The organism is Psychrobacter sp. AOP30-A2-5, assembly GCF_052378115.1.
Classification (GTDB): Bacteria; Pseudomonadota; Gammaproteobacteria; order Pseudomonadales; family Moraxellaceae; genus Psychrobacter.
Window position 1 is genome coordinate 79,207 of sequence record NZ_JBQSXK010000001.1, and the last position, 20,294, is coordinate 99,500.

Genomic DNA, 20,294 nt, shown 5'->3' on the forward strand with positions numbered 1-20,294 from the left:
TGCTAAAAAAAACGCTGAAAAAGTTACTGCAAAGGGAGTAAAAAGCCTGTTTTGAAATCATGAATGGTTATTCATCACTTCCGTAGGCTTTCAGACCAAAACAATAAATACTTAAAAATTGACGACCAAAACAACTGATACTTAGCTTGCTAAATAGGCGCTGAGCCTACTTAACAAACATCACATCATGTCACATCACATTGTTATTAACCAAAGTTGATACCTTGTGCCAGTGGTAGTTCGGTTGAATAGTTGACCGTATTGGTCTGACGGCGCATATAAGCCTTCCATGCATCTGAACCTGATTCACGACCACCGCCGGTTTCTTTTTCGCCGCCAAATGCGCCGCCAATCTCAGCGCCACTGGTGCCGATGTTGACGTTGGCGATACCGCAATCACTACCGCGGTCGCTGAGGAAAGTTTCAGCTTCACGTAAGTCATTGGTAAAGATACAAGAAGACAGACCTTGTGGCACATCGTTTTGCATCGCTAGCGCATCGTCGAACTCCTTATAAGGCATGACATATAAAATCGGCGCAAACGTCTCACTACGTGCCACGTCATTTTGCTCATCAAGCTCAACAATCGCAGGAGTCACATAATAAGCATCTGGGTATTTATCCATCAGAACTCGGTCGCCGCCTGTGACTTTACCGCCAGTATTTCGAGCCTTTTCTAATGCCGCTTGCATGTTATTAAAGCTGTCTTCATCGATTAGTGGACCGACCAAATTGCCTTCCAGCGGATGACCAATACTAACCGTCTCATAAGCAGACTTAACGCGCGGTAAGATATCGTCTTTGACCGACTCATGAACGAACAGGCGGCGTAAGGTGGTGCAGCGCTGACCTGCCGTTCCTACTGCTGAGAATAGAATGCCACGTAGCGCCAAATCCAAATCAGCCGTCGGTGCCAAAATCATGGCGTTATTACCACCAAGCTCAAGCAAGCATTTACCAAAACGCTCAGCGACTTTGGGTCCTACTTCTCGGCCCATGCGCGTACTGCCGGTGGCACTGACCAAGGCGATGTCTTTATTTTCAACCAACGCATTACCGATATCGGTTTTGCCCAATATGATTTGCGATAAATGTGCTGGTGCTTCACCGAATTTTGCCAAGGCTTTTTCAAATAATGCTTGGCAAGCTAAGGCGACAAGGGGGGTTTTTTCTGAAGGTTTCCAGATGACAGGGTTGCCACAAACGATGGCCAATGCCGTGTTCCAAGACCAAACGGCGACTGGGAAGTTAAAGGCAGAGATGACGCCGATGACACCGAGTGGATGCCATGTCTCACGCATGTGGTGACCCGGGCGTTCTGAGGCGATGGTTAGACCATAAAGCTGACGCGATACGCCCACGGCAAAGTCACAAATATCAATCATTTCTTGTACTTCGCCAAGGCCTTCTTCTTTAATTTTTCCGGCTTCTAATGATACTAAGATACCTAGGTCTTCTTTGTGCTCACGCAGGACTTCACCCAACAGACGAATCAGCTCACCACGTTTAGGGGCAGGAACGACACGCCATTCTTGAAAGGCTTGTTTGGCATTTTGGATTTTAGTATCGACGTCGGCCACTGTATCTAATGTGACTTTACCGATGACTGAGCCATCAATTGGGGTGGTGACTTCAAAGTCGCCATTTTGATAGTGTGCTTCTTCTACGCCCATTGCAGACATATATTGCTTAATCATAATCAATCCCTTGCATATTGGTATAATGGTTTACTACGTCCTTGACTGACTTATAAAATTACCCTGCTACCTACTAAGTTGCAAAATAATAAATTTCTTGCAGTCATTCCTTTTTGGAATGACGCAGTAATAAGTCGGCTATACGCTAGATATTTCTAGCATAATTTTGTACTAAATACTGACACTAGACAGGCACTGCTCAAGGCTTTGCGCCTGCATCGCTTCATACAATGCCATCTCATCATAAATGGCGGAACCTAAATCACGCTCAAAATTTTGTTGGCTTGAGTAACCGTCATATTGGCTTGGCTGCGCCTGTTGCAGATTCGATTGAAAGATACCGGCGGCACTGACGGGCAAAAAGTCCTCATAAACGATAGGTTCAATGCGAAGGACCTCATCATTAATCAGAGCGCTCAGCTTAGCATTAGGCACTTTATTCAAATCATCATTGGTTAAGGTCGCGGCCAATAATGCTTGACCGTCCTCAGAATCAAGGGTGCTATCCGTCAGCTGGTAATAAAAATACGCCAGCCCCTCATCGTGTAGAGTTTGATAATTATCAGGAAAAGCGGTAAATACTTCGGCTAAAATTTGATTGTATTGAGCCGCATTATCCTCATTTGGGGTAGCACCAAGCTGGCGACGAGTTTCGCTCAGTAGTTCATCATAAAGCGCACGGCCCTTTTGCGTTAGTGCAACACCGCGTTGCTCAATCTCGCCAAAGCGCGCGGTATGATAACCTTGCTCATACTCCTCATGGCTAGCGTCTGAGTTATTAGCAACTTTAAAGCCAACCGCTTCTTGTAGCGCTTTAAAACTGGTTTGCCTTAATAAGATTGGACACGCTCTACGCGGTGGCCCTTCGATAATGGCTTTTGAGGGTATGCCTCTTGCTTGCATGCCTTGTTGCACTGCATCAATATCCAAGGTTCTAGGCGTTAAATGATTGATATGTGGACCCTTAAAGCCGACCACATCAGCGACGAGCGGATGCTGATTTAATAGGCGCTGATAGAGCGCTTTTGCCACCGGCGTTTTATCATGCCAGCGAAATGTCTCTAGCGCTTCTTGGACAAACTGCTGTGCTTGCTCAGAAGTTAAACCACCTTGCTCCTCAAAAATCTCGATAAGCTCAATGACACCGGCAGTAAAAATCTGACGCTGCGCCAATGTGGCCGTGGCTTCTTGTTGTAAGGTGTCATCGGCAATCAAATCTAAACGCAATAACGAGGTAAAGACGCGAAAGGGACTTTTATGCAAAGAATGCGAGTCAAGCGCACGAAAAGCTGTTGAATGTACCGGCACGCCAGCAGGCGCTAAATCATAGTAGCCAACAGGGTGCATACCCATCACCGCAAAGAGACGACGCATCATGTTTAGTTCTGATGCGGTACCCAGTCGAATCGCCCCGTGGCGCTCCATGCTCAGACGCTCAATCTCGCCCGTATGTAGCAGCTGTGATTTGACATCAGGGTGTGATGTCAATACCTCGGCATTGACATCACTGACTAAATCGACCAAATCGCCGTACAGCGGCACCTCGTTTTGGTACATGGCTGACATGGCCATAGAAAAATGATGGCGGATATCATCGCTGCAGATAAAATCCTTATCTGGACTGACGCTACTATTTTTCACAAATAAACATCCTTGTAATAGAGTTAATAAATTTTTAGCTTAATAATAAGTATTTGATTTCGAGCCTTTGGTTATGGCGATGCGCTACCTATCCTAAGCACTCCTAAACATTAAGCGGCAGGCAATCCATCAGGAATCGCGATAAGCACCTCTTTTAGAATATCTAGCCCTTCTTTTAGGGTGTCAGGCTCTATGGTGAGTGGTGGCAATAAGCGAATGATATGCCGATGTTGCCCACTTGGCATCAGCAGTAGACCACGCTCACGCGCTTTGGTTAATACTTGCGCCATCACACTCGGATGCACATCATGCTCAGGATGACGCAGCTCGATACCACGCATCGCACCGATACCCGTAAGACCAAACAACCAAGGCGAGATACCTTCTTGTTGCCATTGGCTGATAGTCGTCTGAATTGTCTCTGAATAATGTTTGGCTGACCGCCAAACGTCATCGGCTTGCATGATATCAAGCGTGGCATTGGCCGCGGCGCAAGCGACTGGATTGCCGGAATAAGTACCGCCCAAACTGCCTTTGGGTAGACCGTTGACCACACTAGCCTTGCCTATGACTGCGCCTAAAGGCAAGCCGCCCGCGATACTCTTGCCAAGTAAGATAAGATCAGGCTCAATCCCTAAATGGGTAAAAGCAAACGGCGTACCAGTACGCCCGTAGCCAGATTGGATTTCGTCCATGATAAGTAACATGCCATGCTCATCACAAAACTTACGTAGGTATTGCGCAAAGGTGGGCGACATCATTTGAAAACCACCCTCGCCTTGTACTGGCTCTACGATGATGGCGCCGATATTGTCGATATCGGTTTCTACCACAAATAAACGCTGGAGCGCTTCAATCGCTTGCTCGTCGCTGATATTATTATCGGGACTGGGAAAAGGAATATGATAAACGCCGCTGGCCAACGCACCAAGTCCGCGCTTATAAGGGGCGACCTTACCATTGAGATTAACGGCAGCCAGTGTGCGTCCATGAAACCCACCATCAAATGCAATGACGCCTGTGCGACCCGTTTTCATACGGGCTATCTTTATGACATTTTCGGTCGCTTCTGCACCGCAGTTGGTGAGCATGCCTGCCAGCTCACCGCTGATGGGAACAAGCTCGCATAATCGCGGCATAAAGGTTTGATACGGCTGATGCGCTGCCGCATTGTAGGCATAGTGAATCAGCGACTGGGCTTGATGAATGATGGCGTCAACGATGTGGGGGTGGCAATGACCAAAGTTTAAAACACCAATACCACCAACAAAATCGATATAGCTGCGGTCATTGTCGTCCCAAACTCTGGCATTTTTGCCTTTGATGAGCGTGAGCGGATGCACCATCGTAAAGGCATCGGTCACGTTATAAAGCTTGTCCATGATGAATCTCTATCTCTTCCTTGAGTTAGACTCATTTCAACAAAACATCATTCCGGCAGCAAACGAATAATAGTTGTGGTGGCATTCCTTTTTGTCATTACCAGTAAATTAGCTCCCTAAACGAATCCTTTAAAAACGAAAAAACTGCGTATCAAGGCAGTTTTTTTATTTTTTTAGTTTGTTAAATTTTCACAGCAAACAACTTTGTAGGATAAAAAAAACAAGACCAGTGCTATAAAAAACACTTTAGGTTATAAATAAACGTAAGTGACATTATAAAACCAACCCTAACGCCTTTTCACGCTCATCTGAGATTGCTAAATAAGCCGTAATCCATTCTAAAACCGCTTTGACCTTATGCGATTGCCCTGAAGAGACAGGATAAGTCACATAATAGCTGCCGCGACCCTTTGCCGCATAATCCCACGCCATCACTAAAGCGCCTGATTGTAGCTCAGGCTCAACCAAGCGTAACGGCACCAAGGCTATACCATAGCCAAGTAAGGCGGCAGAAATGCAAGCATGAAAAGTCTCAAAACGTGGACCTACAAAGGTGCCATCGACGCTAATATCTTGTTGCTTAAAATACTCATACCACGCACTTAAGCGCGAACTTATTTGCAATAACACATAATCATCCAAACATTCCCTACTTGTCAAACACTCAGTACTCAGTGTTTTATCTCGCAAATACTGCGGCTGACAGACCGCAACGCAGTATTCATCGAACAATTTTATAGACTCCATATTGCTCCACATGCCATCACCATATAAAAAAGCAATATCGACATTTTGGTCTTCAGAAAAAAACGGTCCCGCCAGCTCTTTAATATCCAAGTTAATAAGGGGATATTCTTGACTAAAGCCACTGAGTGCTGGAATCAACCAACGGGCACAAAATGTCGGATGCGAGACGATTTTTAGCAGCTCGGTATTACTGCTATGCGACATCAAATTGGTGGTCGCCACCTCGATATGTTTTAAAATCTCTAATACTTCAAGATAATATGACTTGCCAGCAGGGGTCAATGAAATCCGGTGCGGCGTCCGATAAAACAAAGACAGATTTAGCATCTCCTCCAACTGCGCCACTTGCTTACTGATGGCGCTTTGGGTCATGTGCATCTCTTGCGCGGCATTGGTAAAACTCAAATGACGGGCAGCGGTCTCAAAACATTGCAGCGCCGTCGTTGAAGGATATCGTCTAAAGGCTAATGGTTTATTGGTGTCTGTTTTCATAGATTGCTTTTCTTTTATTCCATATTAGGGCGTGTCCTTAATTCACTCGATAGTCATCTAAATGGGTTAAAAATGGCTAAATCTTGCCAAACATCGTCAAATAGCTTGTTAATATCTCGATATTATCTACGCTATTCTTCTTGTTTGACGGCAATTTATCTCATTTTTATCGCCATTTTTGAAATGAAGACACGCCCTAGTAAAATATCAATGATTATTTAAAATCACGTTATCAGGCATTCCTAGCCTATGGCGTCATCATACCTATATTCAAGCGTAAATAGCGATACCTCACTATAAGCACTATGTAACTGACACTGATGCCATCATCGGATTTACTTAAGCATTCAACCAATTATTCGGTCACTAATTTTAAAGACTCTCCTACAAAAAACACCGTCGATTCCTGATAAAATAGCAAGGTCTGATGATAGGCTCTGACATACCGCAACTGATTTGCTATCTTGCCCTCCTCTTTTTCATCATTACGACCTATGCCGCCGTTATTCTTAAACTCATGAATTATTTTTCAGCTAATTTGCACTATTAGCGCCTTCTTTATTTGTATTGGATCATATGAAACATAACCTTGAGGTGAGCGCAAATGCTCGCCGAACTCAGTATTTCCAAGTATTCTTAATGGGCGTCAGCGCCTTTATTATGAATACCACCGAATTTGTCCCCGTTGCCCTATTAAGTGACATCGCCCAAGATTTTTCCATCACTACGGCTGAGACTGGCTGGATGTTGACGCTCTATGCGTGGATTGTCGCGGCCATGTCATTGCCATTGATGCTACTTACCAGCCGCTTTGAGCGTAAAAGCTTACTCTTGGGCTTGTTTGTGGTTTTTATTGCCAGTCATGTACTATCAGTATTTGCATGGAGCTTTGATGTATTGCTGATTAGCCGTGTTGGTATTGCTCTATCACACGCCATATTTTGGTCAATCACCGCAGCGATTGCGATACGCGTAGCACCAGAAGGCAAAAAAGCACTGGCGCTTAGCGTACTGGCGACCGGTACTTCATTAGCGATGGTGCTCGGTGTGCCACTAGGGCGCTTAGTCGGTCAATGGTTTGGCTGGCGGGCGACCTTTGGCGGTATTGGCGTGATTGCTTTCATCGTATTTATTCTACAAGCAAGGCTGTTGCCAACATTGCCAAGTATGTTTGAAGGCTCGTTTAGAAAGATTCCAGAATTGCTTAAAAACCCCTTATTGGTTTGTTTGTATCTGCTTATTTTATTGGTCTTTACCGCGCACTATACGGCTTACTCGTATATCGAACCTTTCATGCGTCAGGTTGGCGCTATCAGTGAAAACGCCGCGACTGTTGTGCTGCTATTATTTGGGGTGGCAGGGATTGCGGGCAGTGTGATTTTTAGTCGCTGGGGTGATCGTTTTAATACCAGATTGATGCTGATATCGATCATATTAATGCTGCTATCTATGCTGGTGCTATTGTTTGCCGTGACCTCCATCTGGGCACTGAGTTTCATTGCATTACTGTGGGGCGCCGCGCTGATGCTGCTGATTATCTCTATGCAAGCCAAAGTCATCATGGTTGATGTCACAGCCCAAGACATGCTGATGTCAATGTTCTCAGGGATTATTAACTTAGGCATTGGCGCCGGTGCGCTGTTTGGTGGTTATGCAGTGACGCATATCTCCATATCAAGTGTGGGCTATGTTGGCGCGGCTATCGCTAGTATGGCACTGATATTGATGCTGTTTATGATAAAGCGCTTTCCCGAGTTAAGTAGAAGACTTGGTTAGCTAAAAATCTGATAGTAAATAAGCTGCTTATTTAAAAATCTACTTTACCGCGTAACACTTTGGTTTTACCGCGCTGAGTCTTTGCATCAACGCGTTTACGCTTGGCATTTCTGCTAGGTTTAGTCGGCTTTCTGGTTTGATTGACATGAGTGGCTTTTATAATAAAGCTTTGCAGCCGCTCAAAGGCATCTATCTTATTGCGCTCTTGCGTACGAAACTGTTGCGCTTTAAGCACAAACACGCCTTCTTTGGTAATTCGGCTGTCTTTACTGTCCAATAAACGCTGTTTGTGCTCATCACTTAAGCTTGAGGTATGGATATCAAAACGCAGATGGATAGCAGACGACACTTTATTGACATTCTGTCCACCAGCGCCCTGCGCACGTATCGCGCTAATTTCTACTTCATTGTCATTAAGGCTAATGGTATTGCTAATGAAAATCATAGAGCTCTTTTTAAATCATAAATAAGTATGATGCATAATAAACCATTATTTGCTCCCCTTCTACTTCGTCAATAAATAACCTAATAGCTGGCGACAACGCTCAATCACTGGCGCGTCTACCATTTGACCATCTATCTCAAACACTGCCTGCCCGCTTCGCTCATACTCTTCGACCACACGCTGAGCAAATGACAATGCTTTGTCAGTCGGCTTTAATGCCTGCTGGACGACAGCTACTTGTTTGGGATGAATACACAGCATTCCTGACATACCCATCTGTGACCATAAACTTACTCGGGCGCTTAGTCCTATCTCATCATTAAAATCAGGATAAACCGTATCGATGGGCGCGGCTAACTCATGTACTTTAGAGGTTAAAACCAACTGATAGCGAATCTGGTTAGCAGTGATATCTGCAGCAGGCGTGCCTACTTGTACCCGCAAATCATTGCATAAATCTAAAAACCCATAACTAAACGCGGCTAACCCAACTGCTTTTGCCATACTATCGAGTTGATACAATCCAATGGCATTCTCAATCAAGGCAATTACAGAAAAATTAGTAAGCTGGTGCACGCTCTCAATATCTGATGCTTGTTCAGCTTTGGCTAACAACACACCAGCCAAATTAGGCATTTTCTGACAAAGCACGATGTCTTTAAAAAACTCTCCGCCGCCTGCTTTATTAATACGTAGCCAAATCGGCTGATAATCTGCACTGTCATGATATTGTTGTAATGCTTTGCGGGCATCTGCTTTATCTTCTGACGCAACAGCATCTTCTAAATCGACAATAACTGCATCTGCGCCACTAGCAAAGGCTTTCGCTACTCTGTCGATACGAGTCGCTGGCACGAATAGCCATGTTTTATTTTGAGAGATTATATTTATTTTATGATTGGTCACTGACTCCATGCGTAACTCCATTATATTGTTCAAGTAGCTGTTCGTACCTTTATTATGCCATTACACAGCCTATTTTTACTTTAAATTAATAATCTATCGATGCAGTGACACTAAGCGTATTTAAACACTTGATCAAAAATAAAATCAAAAAAACCGCATGAAAATAAATCTCATGCAGTTCTTAATAGTAAACTGTTCTTGAACTTATATGCTGTAGCTTTACTGATTAAGCTAACATACCACCATCGACAACGATAGTCGCGCCCGTGGTATAACTTGATGCATCAGACACTAGATATAATACCGTGCCAGCCATCTCGTCAGGATCCGCAACACGTCCTAGTGGAATAGCATGTAGTGCCATTTTTAACACTTTATCATTGGTCGTCAAGGCAGAAGCAAACTTGGTATCGGTTAGACCCGGCAATAAAGCATTGACACGGATATTGAGTGGGCCACACTCTTTGGCAAAGGCTTTAGTCATGCTAATGACCGCCGCTTTGGTGATTGAATAGATACCTTGCTTATCACCCGCAACCAAGCCATTGACCGATGCGGTATTTAAAATCACCCCGCCGCCCTGCTCGCGCATCATTTTTCCAGCGGCTGTCGACATAAAGAAGTAACCACGGATATTGACTTCAACGGTCTTATCAAAAGCCGCTAAATCTGTATCTAAGATATGACCATAATATGGGTTGGCTGCGGCATTATTGATCAAGATATCAATTTGGCCAAACTCGCTTTTGATATGCTCAAAAATCGCATCAATTTGCGCCATCTCGCCCACGTGACAAGCAAAGGCACTGGCTTTGTAACCATCTGCTATTATGCTATCAGCGACTGCTTGGCAAGCATCAATCTTACGGCTAGAGACGATCACGTGCGCTCCTCTTGATGCCAATAGACGAGCAATAGATTCGCCAATACCGCGGCTTGCGCCAGTAACCAAAGCGACCTTACCGGTTAAATCAAATAAATCTTTCATCATTGTTCCTTATGATTTTGTAAATCAGCTCTTCAATTTTAAGATTTTTATCGTAGGTACATAATAAGTTATATTCGAAAAACTGCAAACTCATTACAAGGCAGCCGAGCGTAGATAGTACGCATAGTACATCGAGCGAGGCTAACACCGTAATGATTTAGCAGTTATTTGAATATTAAGCTAACATGCCACCATCGAGGGTAAACGCATGACCGTTCATAAAGGTACTCTCATCACTTGCAAGCCATGCGATCGCGGCAGACACTTCGTTAACGTCTCCCAAACGGCGTAATGGACTGGCATTAATAGTGGCTTTTTGCGCGCGTTCATCCATTTTTGCCATGGTATTGCGTACCATAGGCGTATCAATGAAGCTTGGGCATACCGCGTTAAAACGAATATTGGCACGCGCGTACTCATGAGCAGCAGATTTGGTTAGACCCATAACACCATGTTTAGCCGCGCTATAGGCTGAGATCATCGGCGCTGAACGCAGACCTGCGATAGATGCCACGTTAATCACATGACCACCACCATTAGGCAGCATACAGTTGACGGCGGCGCGCATACAGTGCCAAACACCTTTTAAATTCACAGCGATATTGCGATCAAAGTCATCATCGCTTAGCTCATGCATTGGCGAAGGCTTATGGTCGATACCAGCGTTGTTTACCACCACATCTAGACCGCCAAGCGTTTCCACTGCAAAGTCGAACAACGCACGTACTTCATCACCGCTGGTCACGTCTACTTTTTTAAATACAACACTGTTGCCAGCGTCTTGAGCTTGCTGGGCAACCGCAGCCCCCATCTCTTCTGCCATATCCCCAATCACGACTTTTGCGCCGCGACTGGCTAGCAATAACGCGCTTGCTGCGCCGATACCCGAGGCACCGCCCGTGATCAAAATTCGTTTGCCCGTTACATCTGATGCAATTCCATTTGTATTCAGTGTCATGATCTATCCCTCTACCTTAAGTACCAGTTTGCCGAAGTTTTCACCTTTAAAGAGCATCATCAAAGTATCTGGGAATGTCTCGATACCTTCAACGATATGGTCTTTTACTTTCATATCACCTGACTGAATCCAGCCAGCAATATCTTTCATGGCGACTGGATATTCTTTGAGATTATCGAATACTACGATGCCTTCCATGCGGGCACGATTGACCAATAATGATAAATAGTTCGATGGGCCTTTGACTTCTGTGGTGTTGTTATACTGACTAATCGCACCGCAAATGACGATACGCGCATGCAGATTGATTTGTGTGAGCACATCATTCAAGATATCACCGCCTACGTTGTCAAAGTACACATCAACGCCATCAGGACAGGTTTTCTTCAGTGCTTTTTTCACATCTTCGTTTTTGTAGTCAATCGTTGCATCGAACCCAAGCTCATCGACTAAGAATTTGCATTTCTCAGCGCCGCCTGCGATACCGACAACACGGCAGCCTTTGATCTTAGCAATTTGACCAACCAAGCTACCAACGGCACCAGCTGCGCCAGAGACGACCACAGTCTCGCCCGCTTTTGGCTGACCTGTTTTTAGCAAACCAAAATACCCTGTCATACCCGGCATACCGAGTACACCCAAGTAATAAGACAATGGCGCAAGTTTTGGATCAACTTTATACAGATTGGCACCATCACTGACGGCATAAGACTGCACGCCATCGTGACCTGCGACATAGTCACCAACCGCAAACTTCTCATGCTTGCTTTCAATCACTTCACCTACAGTACCAGCACGCATGACGTCACCAATCTGTACCGGTGCAATATAAGATTTGGCATCGTTTAGCCAACCACGCATCGCCGGATCGATAGAGATGTATTCAACCTTAATCAGTAGCTGACCATCGGTGATCGTCGGGATTTCTGTCTCAGTATAATCCCAAGTCTCGGCACTAGGCTCGCCTACTGGTCTTGCTTTTAATCGCCACTGTTTATTCATTTTTGTCATGTCTCTGTCCTTAGAGTTGTCCTTAGAACCAGTCCGCTTGCATATCCGTGCAAACCGAGTTGGTGTTGGTTAATAATTCGATATCACGTTTGATTAATGGTAATTCCCAATCGATAAAATATTTGGCCGCTTGTATCTTGCCTTTATAAAAATTCTGTTGCTCAGCATCTTGCGTGGTACTTAATAGCTGCTCAGCTTTACTCGCTTGACGAATCCAAATCCAGCTCAGCACAATCGAGGCAAAGATATTCATGAGTGCTTGCGCGTTGCCCGTCAATGTCACTGCTTCTTCGGTTTGTAGAACTTTGCTGAGATGCACCAATACTTCATGCAAGTGACCCATGTAAGGCATCAATTTACCTGCCAATTGAGCGCTCTCAGGTGTAGTGATATTTTCTAGATCTTTTGTGATTTCACGTTTGAGGATTTGAATACCCAGACCACCTTTTTGCCATAACTTACGAAATGACAAATCTAATGCTTGCACGCCGTTTGTGCCTTCATGGATAGGATTCAGGCGATTGTCACGCCAGAACTGCTCGGCTTGATACTCATGTGTATAACCTGCACCGCCCAATACTTGAATACCCAAATCATTGGCTTTTGGCCCATACTCAGATGGCCATGCTTTTAATACTGGAGTGAGCAGGTCTAGTAATTCTGTTAGCTCATTCTTTAGCGTTTCATCTTCACAAGTGTTGATACGGTCAATCAAGTTTGAACCATATAGGCATAATGAGATGCCGCCTTCAGAGTAGGCTTTTTGTGCCAATAGCATGCGCTTTACGTCACCATGATTGATGATGGCAGTTGCCGCATCTTCAGGTTTGTTGTTTGGAGCGATTCTGCCTTGCGTTCTGTCTTTGGCATAATCAAGTGAGTATTGATAACCGCGATAGCCCACCATCGATGCGCCAAAACCGACAGCGATACGCGCCTCATTCATCATTTTGAACATATAGCGCAGGCCAAAATGCTCTTCACCGATGAGATAACCATGGCACTCGCCCTCATCGCCGAAGCTCAATGCCGTAGACGTCGTGCCTCTATAGCCCAGCTTATGAATTAGTCCGGTCAAATGTACGTCGTTGCGTTCGCCGACCGATGCATCTTCGTTTAAGCGATACTTAGGTACCGCAAATAAGGAGATGCCTTTGACGCCGCCCGGACCACCTGGGACTTTAGCCAATACTAAATGAACAATGTTATCAGACAGTTCGTGATCGCCGCCTGAGATATAGATCTTGCTGCCTTTGACGCGGTATGAGCCATCATCTTGTTTTACCGCAGTGGTTTTGATATCTGCAAGTGATGAACCTGCATGCGGCTCTGTTAATGCCATCGTTCCGGTGAACTCACCTGTCAGCATGCGCGGCATAAAGGCGGCTTTAATCTCATCACTAGCAAAGTGTGAAATCACATTGATTGCAGCAGTGGTCAAAAATGGATAAGCAGTGGTTGAGGGATTGGCAGCCATAAAATAACCTGCCACGGCTGTCATGACCGTCTCAGGCAGCTGCATACCGCCGTCTTCAAAACTATAACGACCCGCGATGAAGCCTGACTCACGGAAAGCATCAAAAGCGACCTTAACATCGTCTATCATGCTGACTTTTTTGCCATCAAACTGTGGTTCGTTTTTATCGGCAATATGATTGTGTGGCAAAAACAGCTGGGTCGCAATTTTATTGGCCGTATCCAGTACTGCGTCAAACGTTTCGCGGCTATGTTCTGCAAACTTAGCATGCTTGGTTAAATTTTCAGTGCCCAATACATCATATAATTGGAAAGGTAACTCAAAGTCATTGATTAGCGTATCTGCTGCCATAGTATTCTCGTTAACTGATTAAATTTGGTTATCAATCGATATTAATCTAATTTAACGCCTTACCGTATTGTCATTTATGACATAATTATGGTCAAATACGACATAAATAGTACTTGTATTCAGAAAATTCAGATAAAAAATCGGTATTTTTGTTCAGAAAAATAAAATTTTGGTCAGCCACAGCGAAAGGAGAATAGACATCCATGCCCTATTTCAAACCCTTTAAAGTCATTATTATCGGATTCGATGGTGTGCTCGGCAGTGCATTGACAGGTGCGTTAGACTTGTTTTCATTTACGGGTGTCAGTTGGCAACGATTTTTAGATGAGCCAGTAGAACCACGGTTCAATGTGCAGATAGCAAGCGTTGGTGGCATAGATATCAGATGTAGCAACCGCTTAATCATGCAAGCACATTGCGATATTCAGGACGTGGCGGAATGCGACTTGCTATTGATTCCGACGATTGGTGATTCAATCGATAAGGCACTGAACCAAAATGCAGATTTGATACCCCATCTAACGCGGTTGGCAGACACTAGATCAGATATAGCCAGCAACTGTAGCGGTGCTTTCTTTTTGGCAAAGGCAGGATTATTAGATAATAGAATCGCCACCACGCACTGGGGTTACGCCAGTAAATTCAAAGCAGATTTCCCACTCGTTGATTTACAAGAAAACCAGTTTGTCACTCACTCAAAGAACAAGTCAGACAGCCAGTCGGGTAATATATTTTGTGCGGCGGGTGGTAGTGCATTTTTTGACTTAGGACTGTTATTGATAGAGCGCTATTGCGGACGTGAGATTTCTACTCAAGTGGCCAAAACTCAAATTATCGATAGCAAGAGAGGCAGTCAAAACAGCTATACCAATGTGACCTTGCATAAGCCGCATTCAGACCAATTGATCAAGCAGGTACAAGAATTCATTGAGGAAAATTTCTATCAGACTATTCAGGTGATTAGATTGGCTGCCATGGTTAATATCACCCCACGGACGTTGAACAGGCGCTTTCAGTCTGCTGTTGCCATGCGCCCGATTGAATATATTCAGGCCGTCAGAATTGAGCAGGCAAAACGCTTGCTAGAGTTAGGCGATGTGACCATAAAATCGCTTGCCGAGCAAGTTGGCTATGATGATATCTCTTCGTTCACGCGTCTATTCAAACGGGCGACAGAGCTAACCCCCAAAGAGTATCAGGACAAGTTTTCGCGGTTAGCGATTTAGTTATGGCAGTGAATAGCAATTAGGGATTAGCAGTTAGGGATTAGCAGTTAGGGATTAGCGTTTAAGCATTCTGCCATAGCCCTTCGACATGGATAGCTTCTGCTTTAATGGTTGGATAATCGGTAAATACTAGCTGATACCCGCCATCGGTATTAAGTGTTAGCTGACAAGTTACTCCGAGTGGAAAGCTGTGTTTTTGTCCAATATGACCAAAGCGCATGCCGCTATAAATGGGTAATCCGGTCAATTTATGCAGCTGGCGAATGACTGTCGCGACATCATAACGCTTGTCATAACTGTCCTCTCCTGTACCAGACAATGCCCCAAATACAATCGCTTGTTGATTTTTAAAGACACCTGCCAGATACAAATCATATAGCATGCGCTCGATACGATAAGGTTGCTCGCCCACGTCTTCCAAAAAAACAATGCCGCCATCAATGCGCGGTAAATACTCGCTACCTGCCAGCGCTGACACCACGCTTAGATTACCACCCCATATAGTGCCCGTTATTGCTTTGGGCTCAGCACTTGTTAGAATACTGGGTAAATTGGGACTAGTTAAGGTAGCGTCTGATATATCAATAACCAGATTGGGATTGGTTAGTGCTTCAACAAACTGTCGACAGCTGACTTGATCAGGGACAGTTTTTCCAAATTCACTATAGAGCATCGGTGCTGCGAGTGAGCTCATATCACCCTTTGCCAGTAGCGCACATTGGATAGCGGTCACATCACTGAACCCTGCGAGTATCGTGCCATGCTCCTTCATAATCCGTCCTAGCGTTGTCCAGTCAACCATGGGTAATATACGCATCGCACCATAGCCGCCGCGCACGCCGAGTAACAATTTTGGGGCGGCTATTGCACCCGTAGCGATGTTTTGCAGGTCACTCGCTCTCTGCGAATCCGTACCAGCAAAACGCAGATACTGGCGATTGGTAATCGTAGAGTTATTGACTTTAAAACCTGCACAGGCCATACGCTCCAATGCCAATTGGGTGCGGTCACCACTACCACCAACGTTGGAGCTGGCAAACAGTCTGGTCTCAATCGTAGGCGCGATACAGTTAGTCTGCGTTAATGATGCCTGCTCGTTTAACGATTCTGTTGGCAAATCATCTTTGGTAAGCTGAGTGCTGCCATTAGGCTCGATAGAACTGGTGGCCCAAACCTGAGAGATACTTTGGCTTGCTAATGCAGCAGTACCCGCACTGACACCTACTCGACGCAAAAACTGCCTACGGCTTAGCCCAGATGTTGTTTTAATCGCTGTATGCTCATTTTTGTTTCTATCATCTGTTAATAACTGACTCTTGAAAACCATCTCTCTCTGCCACCTTATCATTTTTATTTTAATATACTTTTGCATCATCTTTATTTTTGCAGTCTACTTGCTTAAACCGCACAGCAGCATATTGTAAACGCTTTTTTGGCGATGATAGTTGCCCAACCTTTGCCACTATTTAATTTTTCGCCATGCTAGCCATGATACACATCAAAAACCTAGCCTTATTGGCACATTCCGCGACTTTGTTGTAGTATGAGAACACCGATTTCGGTTAAATAAGGATAATAATAATGGCTGAGAAAGCGACTGATAAACAGAAAAAAGAGGACATATTGGATACTGATTTAGAGTACCTCATCAACGAAGAAGAAAAACTGCAAGAAAAGCTAAAAGACAGTAGCCATCTTGAGCGTTTTGCCAAAGATTTGATGCTATTCATGAGCTTGATTAAAGACTACTATCAAGGAAACTATCGCGATATTCCCTACAAGACCATTTCAGCAGGTGTGGTTGGACTGCTCTATACTCTCAACCCAATCGATATAATTCCAGATTTCATACCCTTTATCGGTCATATTGACGATGCGCTAGTCCTCACCTTTTGCTTGAAGTTGGTCGAAAAAGATTTGCAAAAATATCAAACTTGGAAGAAAAAACAAACCGCTACTGACTTAAAGAAAAACAGGTAACTTTGTACAAGCTATCATCCTAAAATGATCGTTATAAAAAATAATCGTTATAAAAAGCCACGACTGACAATCAATGTATCAGCCGTGGCTTTTTTATTCATTAATAGCAATTATCTACGTGTGTTAATCTGGAACATCATAACGCGCTTTTTCTGGATTGAGACCGAACGAATAGACAAAGGTTGCAACGAGGCTATTGATAATAATAAACGGCAAATCGATAGCAGCATGCCCAAGCGCATAGCGACCAATCAGCCACGAGACAATCAGCATAATAATAAAGAAACCGCCTAAATACGCCAAAATTGCAGGATGCTTTAGATTGTAATGTTGCTCAGGTTCAGGCTTCTTATCAAGTACATAGGTTCTGATTGCCCAACCCGCTGCATAAGAAAATCCGCCCAATACCACGTAACTGAAAAAATTCATATTGCTTAACTCTAATGACATATGGTTTATAGCAAAACACTGTTTAAAATAACACTATCGATCTTAAATTCTGTTTATGAGCCATGCTTTTTTAGAGGCTCTCATTAACATTATCAATCACAATATTGGCATGTGGATTGGCTAAAATATCGGTATTAACATCATCACACTCGACACGATAGATGGTATTGGCACCGCGATAAATATAGGATAAGTATTCACTATCTAAAAGTGGATCGATATTGGCATAGGCAGGCTTCACATGAGCCAGTACTAGCACTCGATCAGGACGCCCAATGACCGCATCGACATTGTCAGGGTCAATAGAGAAAAACTGCGGAATGTCGCTATTTTTAATCACTTCTAGCGGCTCAGCGTCATCCCAAACGCGCTTCGCACTTGCCGGCTCTTTCATCTGCATCACCCACGAGTCATCCTGTTGACTGATTTTTATTTGGGCAGGCTCGTCATGACTAACCGTGTAACAACCTTCAAAAACCGATAAGTCTGTCGCCGCTTCGACCATTCCAGTATCAGCTTGAATGTTGCTATCGTTGCAAGCACTTAAAAATAGCGCGCTGCTCACCGCTATGCCGACTGGTAAGCACATCAGCCTTTTATAAAAAATGTTTGAGCGTAAGGACATAATAGGGTTATCCTGCATTCATGCATTAAACTTTTATGAAAATTGTCTTAAAAAAAACTATCTTTAAACAGTGATGACGACAATGTTGCTATTAGCATTATTTTTTAGGGCGTGTTTTCATCAACTATTGGCACTGTCGAATGATTTGCGCTACTCATTGACGCCAGCAAACTGCTGTTTTTTCTGCTGCGCAGTCAATACCGTTTGATACTGTGTCGCAACACAGCTCATTTTAACAGAAAATAGCAAGGTTACTATTATGATCTGTGCTTTTGGCGACTTTGTGCATTACGATTGCCCATATTAACGATAGATTTGTTATACTCATTCCCAAAATATAACGGAATCGCTGGTGTAAAAACAACGCTAGCAAAATCCCTCCAACCCTCCCTATCTTTATCAATTTTTAGGTCAATAATTTTTTATGTCAGACAATCGCACCTCAGCGCAGCCATTCAACACCAGTAACGCGATGAATCCGTTGGCCGCCAAATCAAACACCACCGTGGCCTATACGGATGGTGCCTGTAAAGGCAATCCGGGCGCGGGTGGCTGGGGCGCACATCTCATTTTTAGTGATGGACGTACACAAGATTTGTACGGCGGTGATAAAGAGACAACCAATAATCGCATGGAGTTGATGGGCGCAATACAAGCACTAACCCATAGCCCGCATGAGCACAACCTCGAGATTTGGACAGACTCAAGCTATGTCAAAAAAGGCATCACCGAATGGATAGAGGGTTGGAAAAAAAGAGGCTGGAAAACGGCAAGTAAAAAACCCGTCGCCAATCAAGACCTTTGGCAGCAATTAGACAAGCTATGCCAGCAGCGCGATGTTGACTGGCATTGGGTAAAAGGTCACGCAGGACATGCAGGCAATGAAAAAGCGGACGAGCTGGCAAACTTGGGCGTGACGTCCAGCAGTGAAGAATTATCAAGCATAGAGCCGCAAGACACGGCTAAAAAAAAAGGGCAAATAATGCCTAATACAGCGCAAAATGCTGCTCACGATGACTGGCTAAGTTTCGATCCACTGGGTCTGGATATGGCAGATGATGAGCTTGACGAAGATGTCATAGGCACTGATAACGATACAAACCCTGCCGATGATATGATAAGTAAAGATGCTGTAATAGAAGCCGATCGCTATCAGCATAATGCTAGCAAACCAATGAGTAAAATAGAGATGCCGGAAACCCAAACGTCTATGACTGATGCAACGATAAATGATCATGTGCCCGCTAGCGTTACTGGCATAGAAGAAGCTGATACACCAAAATTCGACGGTGACACCAGTCGTGCCAATCCGTATTTCATACCGCTGCTACCCAAACCTATCCATCGTCATGAGTCTGATCGCCAGCTCATTATGGATACTGAAACCACAGGTCTTGATCCGTTAAAAGGCGACCGTATTATCGAAGTCGGTATCGTGGAGATGATCGGGCGTAAATTTACGGGTGAAAAGCTCCACGTTTATATCAATCCACAGCGCGGCATGGATGACGAGGTCATTCGTATCCATGGTATTTCTGAGGCATTTTTGACCGACAAACCTACCTTTGATCAAGTTGCTCAGTCGCTCTATGATTTTATGGACGGCGCAGAAATCATCGCTCATAACGCCACCTTTGATATGAACTTCTTAAACATGGAGTTTGCCAAAGTTGGTATGAACGACTTTGCCGAGCGCGTACAAGTGACTGACTCGCTGGTCATGGCAAAGCAGCAATATCCTGGGCAAAAAAACACCCTAGATGCTTTAGTGCGTCGCCTAAATGTGGGGAAGCAAGATCGTACTTTTCATGGCGCCTTACTTGATTCAGAGATTTTAGCAGAAGTTTATCTGGCAATGACAGGTGGACAGGTTACACTCGCCATCGAAGAAGACACGCAAACAGATGGCGGGCAGACAGCCCACGCCAGTTTTGCCAATTTAGCGTCTTTATTGCTAGAGTCATCTATGGATGAAAATACCAATCAAGAGTGGTATGCCGCGCTCGCAGAAGCGTATCCTGAGTTAAAAGCCAATATGTAGTCGCCGTATAAGCTGATGATATCAATCTTTGAGCAATAACATTTGTATAATATAGGCTTGATTATTGTTATATTAAGCGTTAAAACATCACCAGCAAGTGC

The 20,294-nt window shown here is 44.4% G+C and carries 17 protein-coding genes; 4 read left to right on the forward strand and 13 right to left on the reverse strand.

Translation table 11 applies throughout. The annotated features are described in order from the left end of the window. Positions 1 to 206: 206 nt before the first annotated feature. From amaB to ACT3S4_RS00350, 4 genes are all read right to left on the reverse strand, one after another. Positions 207 to 1,697, reverse strand: coding sequence for an L-piperidine-6-carboxylate dehydrogenase (amaB, locus tag ACT3S4_RS00335; RefSeq protein WP_444760164.1), 1,491 nt, complete (start codon positions 1,695 to 1,697; stop codon positions 207 to 209). A gap of 171 nt (positions 1,698 to 1,868) precedes the next feature. Next, on the reverse strand, positions 1,869 to 3,269 hold the full coding sequence (gene hglS, locus ACT3S4_RS00340; RefSeq protein WP_444760350.1) for a 2-oxoadipate dioxygenase/decarboxylase HglS: 1,401 nt from the start codon (positions 3,267 to 3,269) through the stop codon (positions 1,869 to 1,871). A gap of 179 nt (positions 3,270 to 3,448) precedes the next feature. Further along, positions 3,449 to 4,720, reverse strand: a complete 1,272-nt coding sequence (locus tag ACT3S4_RS00345) for a 2-aminoadipate transaminase (protein ID WP_444760165.1) — start codon at positions 4,718 to 4,720, stop codon at positions 3,449 to 3,451. Between the two features lie 273 nt (positions 4,721 to 4,993). Continuing rightward, entirely contained in the window at positions 4,994 to 5,959 is a 966-nt protein-coding gene (locus ACT3S4_RS00350) for a LysR substrate-binding domain-containing protein (RefSeq protein ID WP_201560731.1), read from the reverse strand. A 576-nt stretch (positions 5,960 to 6,535) separates the two neighbouring features. On the opposite strand from ACT3S4_RS00350, the gene ACT3S4_RS00355 reads away from it, so the two are divergent. Beyond that, positions 6,536 to 7,735 carry a sugar transporter gene (locus tag ACT3S4_RS00355; protein WP_444760166.1) on the forward strand — a complete coding sequence of 400 codons (1,200 nt, stop codon included), beginning with the start codon at positions 6,536 to 6,538 and terminating at the stop codon, positions 7,733 to 7,735. Between the two features lie 31 nt (positions 7,736 to 7,766). Here the strand turns inward: ACT3S4_RS00355 and arfB are convergent, their stop codons facing one another. From arfB to ACT3S4_RS00385, 6 genes are all read right to left on the reverse strand, one after another. Next, positions 7,767 to 8,180, reverse strand: coding sequence for an alternative ribosome rescue aminoacyl-tRNA hydrolase ArfB (gene arfB / locus ACT3S4_RS00360; RefSeq protein ID WP_444760167.1), 414 nt, complete (start codon positions 8,178 to 8,180; stop codon positions 7,767 to 7,769). Positions 8,181 to 8,240: 60 nt separating this feature from the next. Continuing rightward, a complete protein-coding gene (locus ACT3S4_RS00365; protein WP_444760168.1) occupies positions 8,241 to 9,095 on the reverse strand; it encodes an HpcH/HpaI aldolase/citrate lyase family protein in 855 nt (284 codons plus the stop codon). Between the two features lie 217 nt (positions 9,096 to 9,312). Then, positions 9,313 to 10,077 carry an SDR family oxidoreductase gene (locus tag ACT3S4_RS00370; RefSeq protein ID WP_444760169.1) on the reverse strand — a complete coding sequence of 255 codons (765 nt, stop codon included), beginning with the start codon at positions 10,075 to 10,077 and terminating at the stop codon, positions 9,313 to 9,315. A gap of 172 nt (positions 10,078 to 10,249) precedes the next feature. After that, on the reverse strand, positions 10,250 to 11,032 hold the full coding sequence (locus ACT3S4_RS00375) for an SDR family NAD(P)-dependent oxidoreductase (protein WP_201560726.1): 783 nt from the start codon (positions 11,030 to 11,032) through the stop codon (positions 10,250 to 10,252). A 3-nt stretch (positions 11,033 to 11,035) separates the two neighbouring features. Beyond that, positions 11,036 to 12,043 (reverse strand): NADP-dependent oxidoreductase, encoded by a 1,008-nt coding sequence (locus tag ACT3S4_RS00380; protein WP_201560725.1) that lies wholly within the window; start codon positions 12,041 to 12,043, stop codon positions 11,036 to 11,038. Positions 12,044 to 12,065: 22 nt separating this feature from the next. Beyond that, positions 12,066 to 13,871 carry an acyl-CoA dehydrogenase gene (locus ACT3S4_RS00385; protein WP_201560724.1) on the reverse strand — a complete coding sequence of 602 codons (1,806 nt, stop codon included), beginning with the start codon at positions 13,869 to 13,871 and terminating at the stop codon, positions 12,066 to 12,068. A gap of 203 nt (positions 13,872 to 14,074) precedes the next feature. Between ACT3S4_RS00385 and ACT3S4_RS00390 the strand changes: the two genes are divergently transcribed. Next, entirely contained in the window at positions 14,075 to 15,097 is a 1,023-nt protein-coding gene (locus tag ACT3S4_RS00390) for a GlxA family transcriptional regulator (RefSeq protein ID WP_201560723.1), read from the forward strand. Positions 15,098 to 15,158: 61 nt separating this feature from the next. On the opposite strand, the gene ACT3S4_RS00395 is transcribed toward ACT3S4_RS00390, so the two are convergent. Beyond that, complete coding sequence (locus tag ACT3S4_RS00395) at positions 15,159 to 16,424, reverse strand: LD-carboxypeptidase (protein ID WP_201560722.1); 1,266 nt, start codon at positions 16,422 to 16,424, stop codon at positions 15,159 to 15,161. 254 nt (positions 16,425 to 16,678) lie between these two features. Between ACT3S4_RS00395 and ACT3S4_RS00400 the strand changes: the two genes are divergently transcribed. Continuing rightward, complete coding sequence (locus ACT3S4_RS00400) at positions 16,679 to 17,077, forward strand: YkvA family protein (protein WP_201560721.1); 399 nt, start codon at positions 16,679 to 16,681, stop codon at positions 17,075 to 17,077. Positions 17,078 to 17,200: 123 nt separating this feature from the next. On the opposite strand, the gene ACT3S4_RS00405 is transcribed toward ACT3S4_RS00400, so the two are convergent. Then, positions 17,201 to 17,506 carry a hypothetical protein gene (locus tag ACT3S4_RS00405; protein WP_201560720.1) on the reverse strand — a complete coding sequence of 102 codons (306 nt, stop codon included), beginning with the start codon at positions 17,504 to 17,506 and terminating at the stop codon, positions 17,201 to 17,203. Positions 17,507 to 17,597: 91 nt separating this feature from the next. Then, positions 17,598 to 18,152: a hypothetical protein gene (locus tag ACT3S4_RS00410; RefSeq protein ID WP_201560719.1), complete on the reverse strand. Its 555-nt coding sequence runs from the start codon at positions 18,150 to 18,152 to the stop codon at positions 17,598 to 17,600. A 424-nt stretch (positions 18,153 to 18,576) separates the two neighbouring features. Here ACT3S4_RS00410 and dnaQ point away from each other — a divergent pair, with 424 nt between their 5' ends. Beyond that, positions 18,577 to 20,193: a DNA polymerase III subunit epsilon gene (gene dnaQ, locus ACT3S4_RS00415; RefSeq protein WP_201560718.1), complete on the forward strand. Its 1,617-nt coding sequence runs from the start codon at positions 18,577 to 18,579 to the stop codon at positions 20,191 to 20,193. Positions 20,194 to 20,294 lie beyond the last annotated feature (101 nt).

Bases quoted from the DNA above. Each gene is read 5' to 3' on its own strand.
- amaB (WP_444760164.1), bottom strand. From the start codon at position 1,697: ATGATTAAGCAATATATGTCTGCAATGGGCGTAGAAGAAGCACACTAT.
- hglS (WP_444760350.1), bottom strand. From the start codon at position 3,269: ATGGCCATGTCAGCCATGTACCAAAACGAGGTGCCGCTGTACGGCGAT.
- ACT3S4_RS00345 (WP_444760165.1), bottom strand. From the start codon at position 4,720: ATGGACAAGCTTTATAACGTGACCGATGCCTTTACGATGGTGCATCCG.
- ACT3S4_RS00350 (WP_201560731.1), bottom strand. From the start codon at position 5,959: ATGAAAACAGACACCAATAAACCATTAGCCTTTAGACGATATCCTTCA.
- ACT3S4_RS00355 (WP_444760166.1), top strand. From the start codon at position 6,536: ATGAAACATAACCTTGAGGTGAGCGCAAATGCTCGCCGAACTCAGTAT.
- arfB (WP_444760167.1), bottom strand. From the start codon at position 8,180: ATGATTTTCATTAGCAATACCATTAGCCTTAATGACAATGAAGTAGAA.
- ACT3S4_RS00365 (WP_444760168.1), bottom strand. From the start codon at position 9,095: ATGGAGTCAGTGACCAATCATAAAATAAATATAATCTCTCAAAATAAA.
- ACT3S4_RS00370 (WP_444760169.1), bottom strand. From the start codon at position 10,077: ATGATGAAAGATTTATTTGATTTAACCGGTAAGGTCGCTTTGGTTACT.
- ACT3S4_RS00375 (WP_201560726.1), bottom strand. From the start codon at position 11,032: ATGACACTGAATACAAATGGAATTGCATCAGATGTAACGGGCAAACGA.
- ACT3S4_RS00380 (WP_201560725.1), bottom strand. From the start codon at position 12,043: ATGACAAAAATGAATAAACAGTGGCGATTAAAAGCAAGACCAGTAGGC.
- ACT3S4_RS00385 (WP_201560724.1), bottom strand. From the start codon at position 13,871: ATGGCAGCAGATACGCTAATCAATGACTTTGAGTTACCTTTCCAATTA.
- ACT3S4_RS00390 (WP_201560723.1), top strand. From the start codon at position 14,075: ATGCCCTATTTCAAACCCTTTAAAGTCATTATTATCGGATTCGATGGT.
- ACT3S4_RS00395 (WP_201560722.1), bottom strand. From the start codon at position 16,424: ATGGTTTTCAAGAGTCAGTTATTAACAGATGATAGAAACAAAAATGAG.
- ACT3S4_RS00400 (WP_201560721.1), top strand. From the start codon at position 16,679: ATGGCTGAGAAAGCGACTGATAAACAGAAAAAAGAGGACATATTGGAT.
- ACT3S4_RS00405 (WP_201560720.1), bottom strand. From the start codon at position 17,506: ATGAATTTTTTCAGTTACGTGGTATTGGGCGGATTTTCTTATGCAGCG.
- ACT3S4_RS00410 (WP_201560719.1), bottom strand. From the start codon at position 18,152: ATGTCCTTACGCTCAAACATTTTTTATAAAAGGCTGATGTGCTTACCA.
- dnaQ (WP_201560718.1), top strand. From the start codon at position 18,577: ATGTCAGACAATCGCACCTCAGCGCAGCCATTCAACACCAGTAACGCG.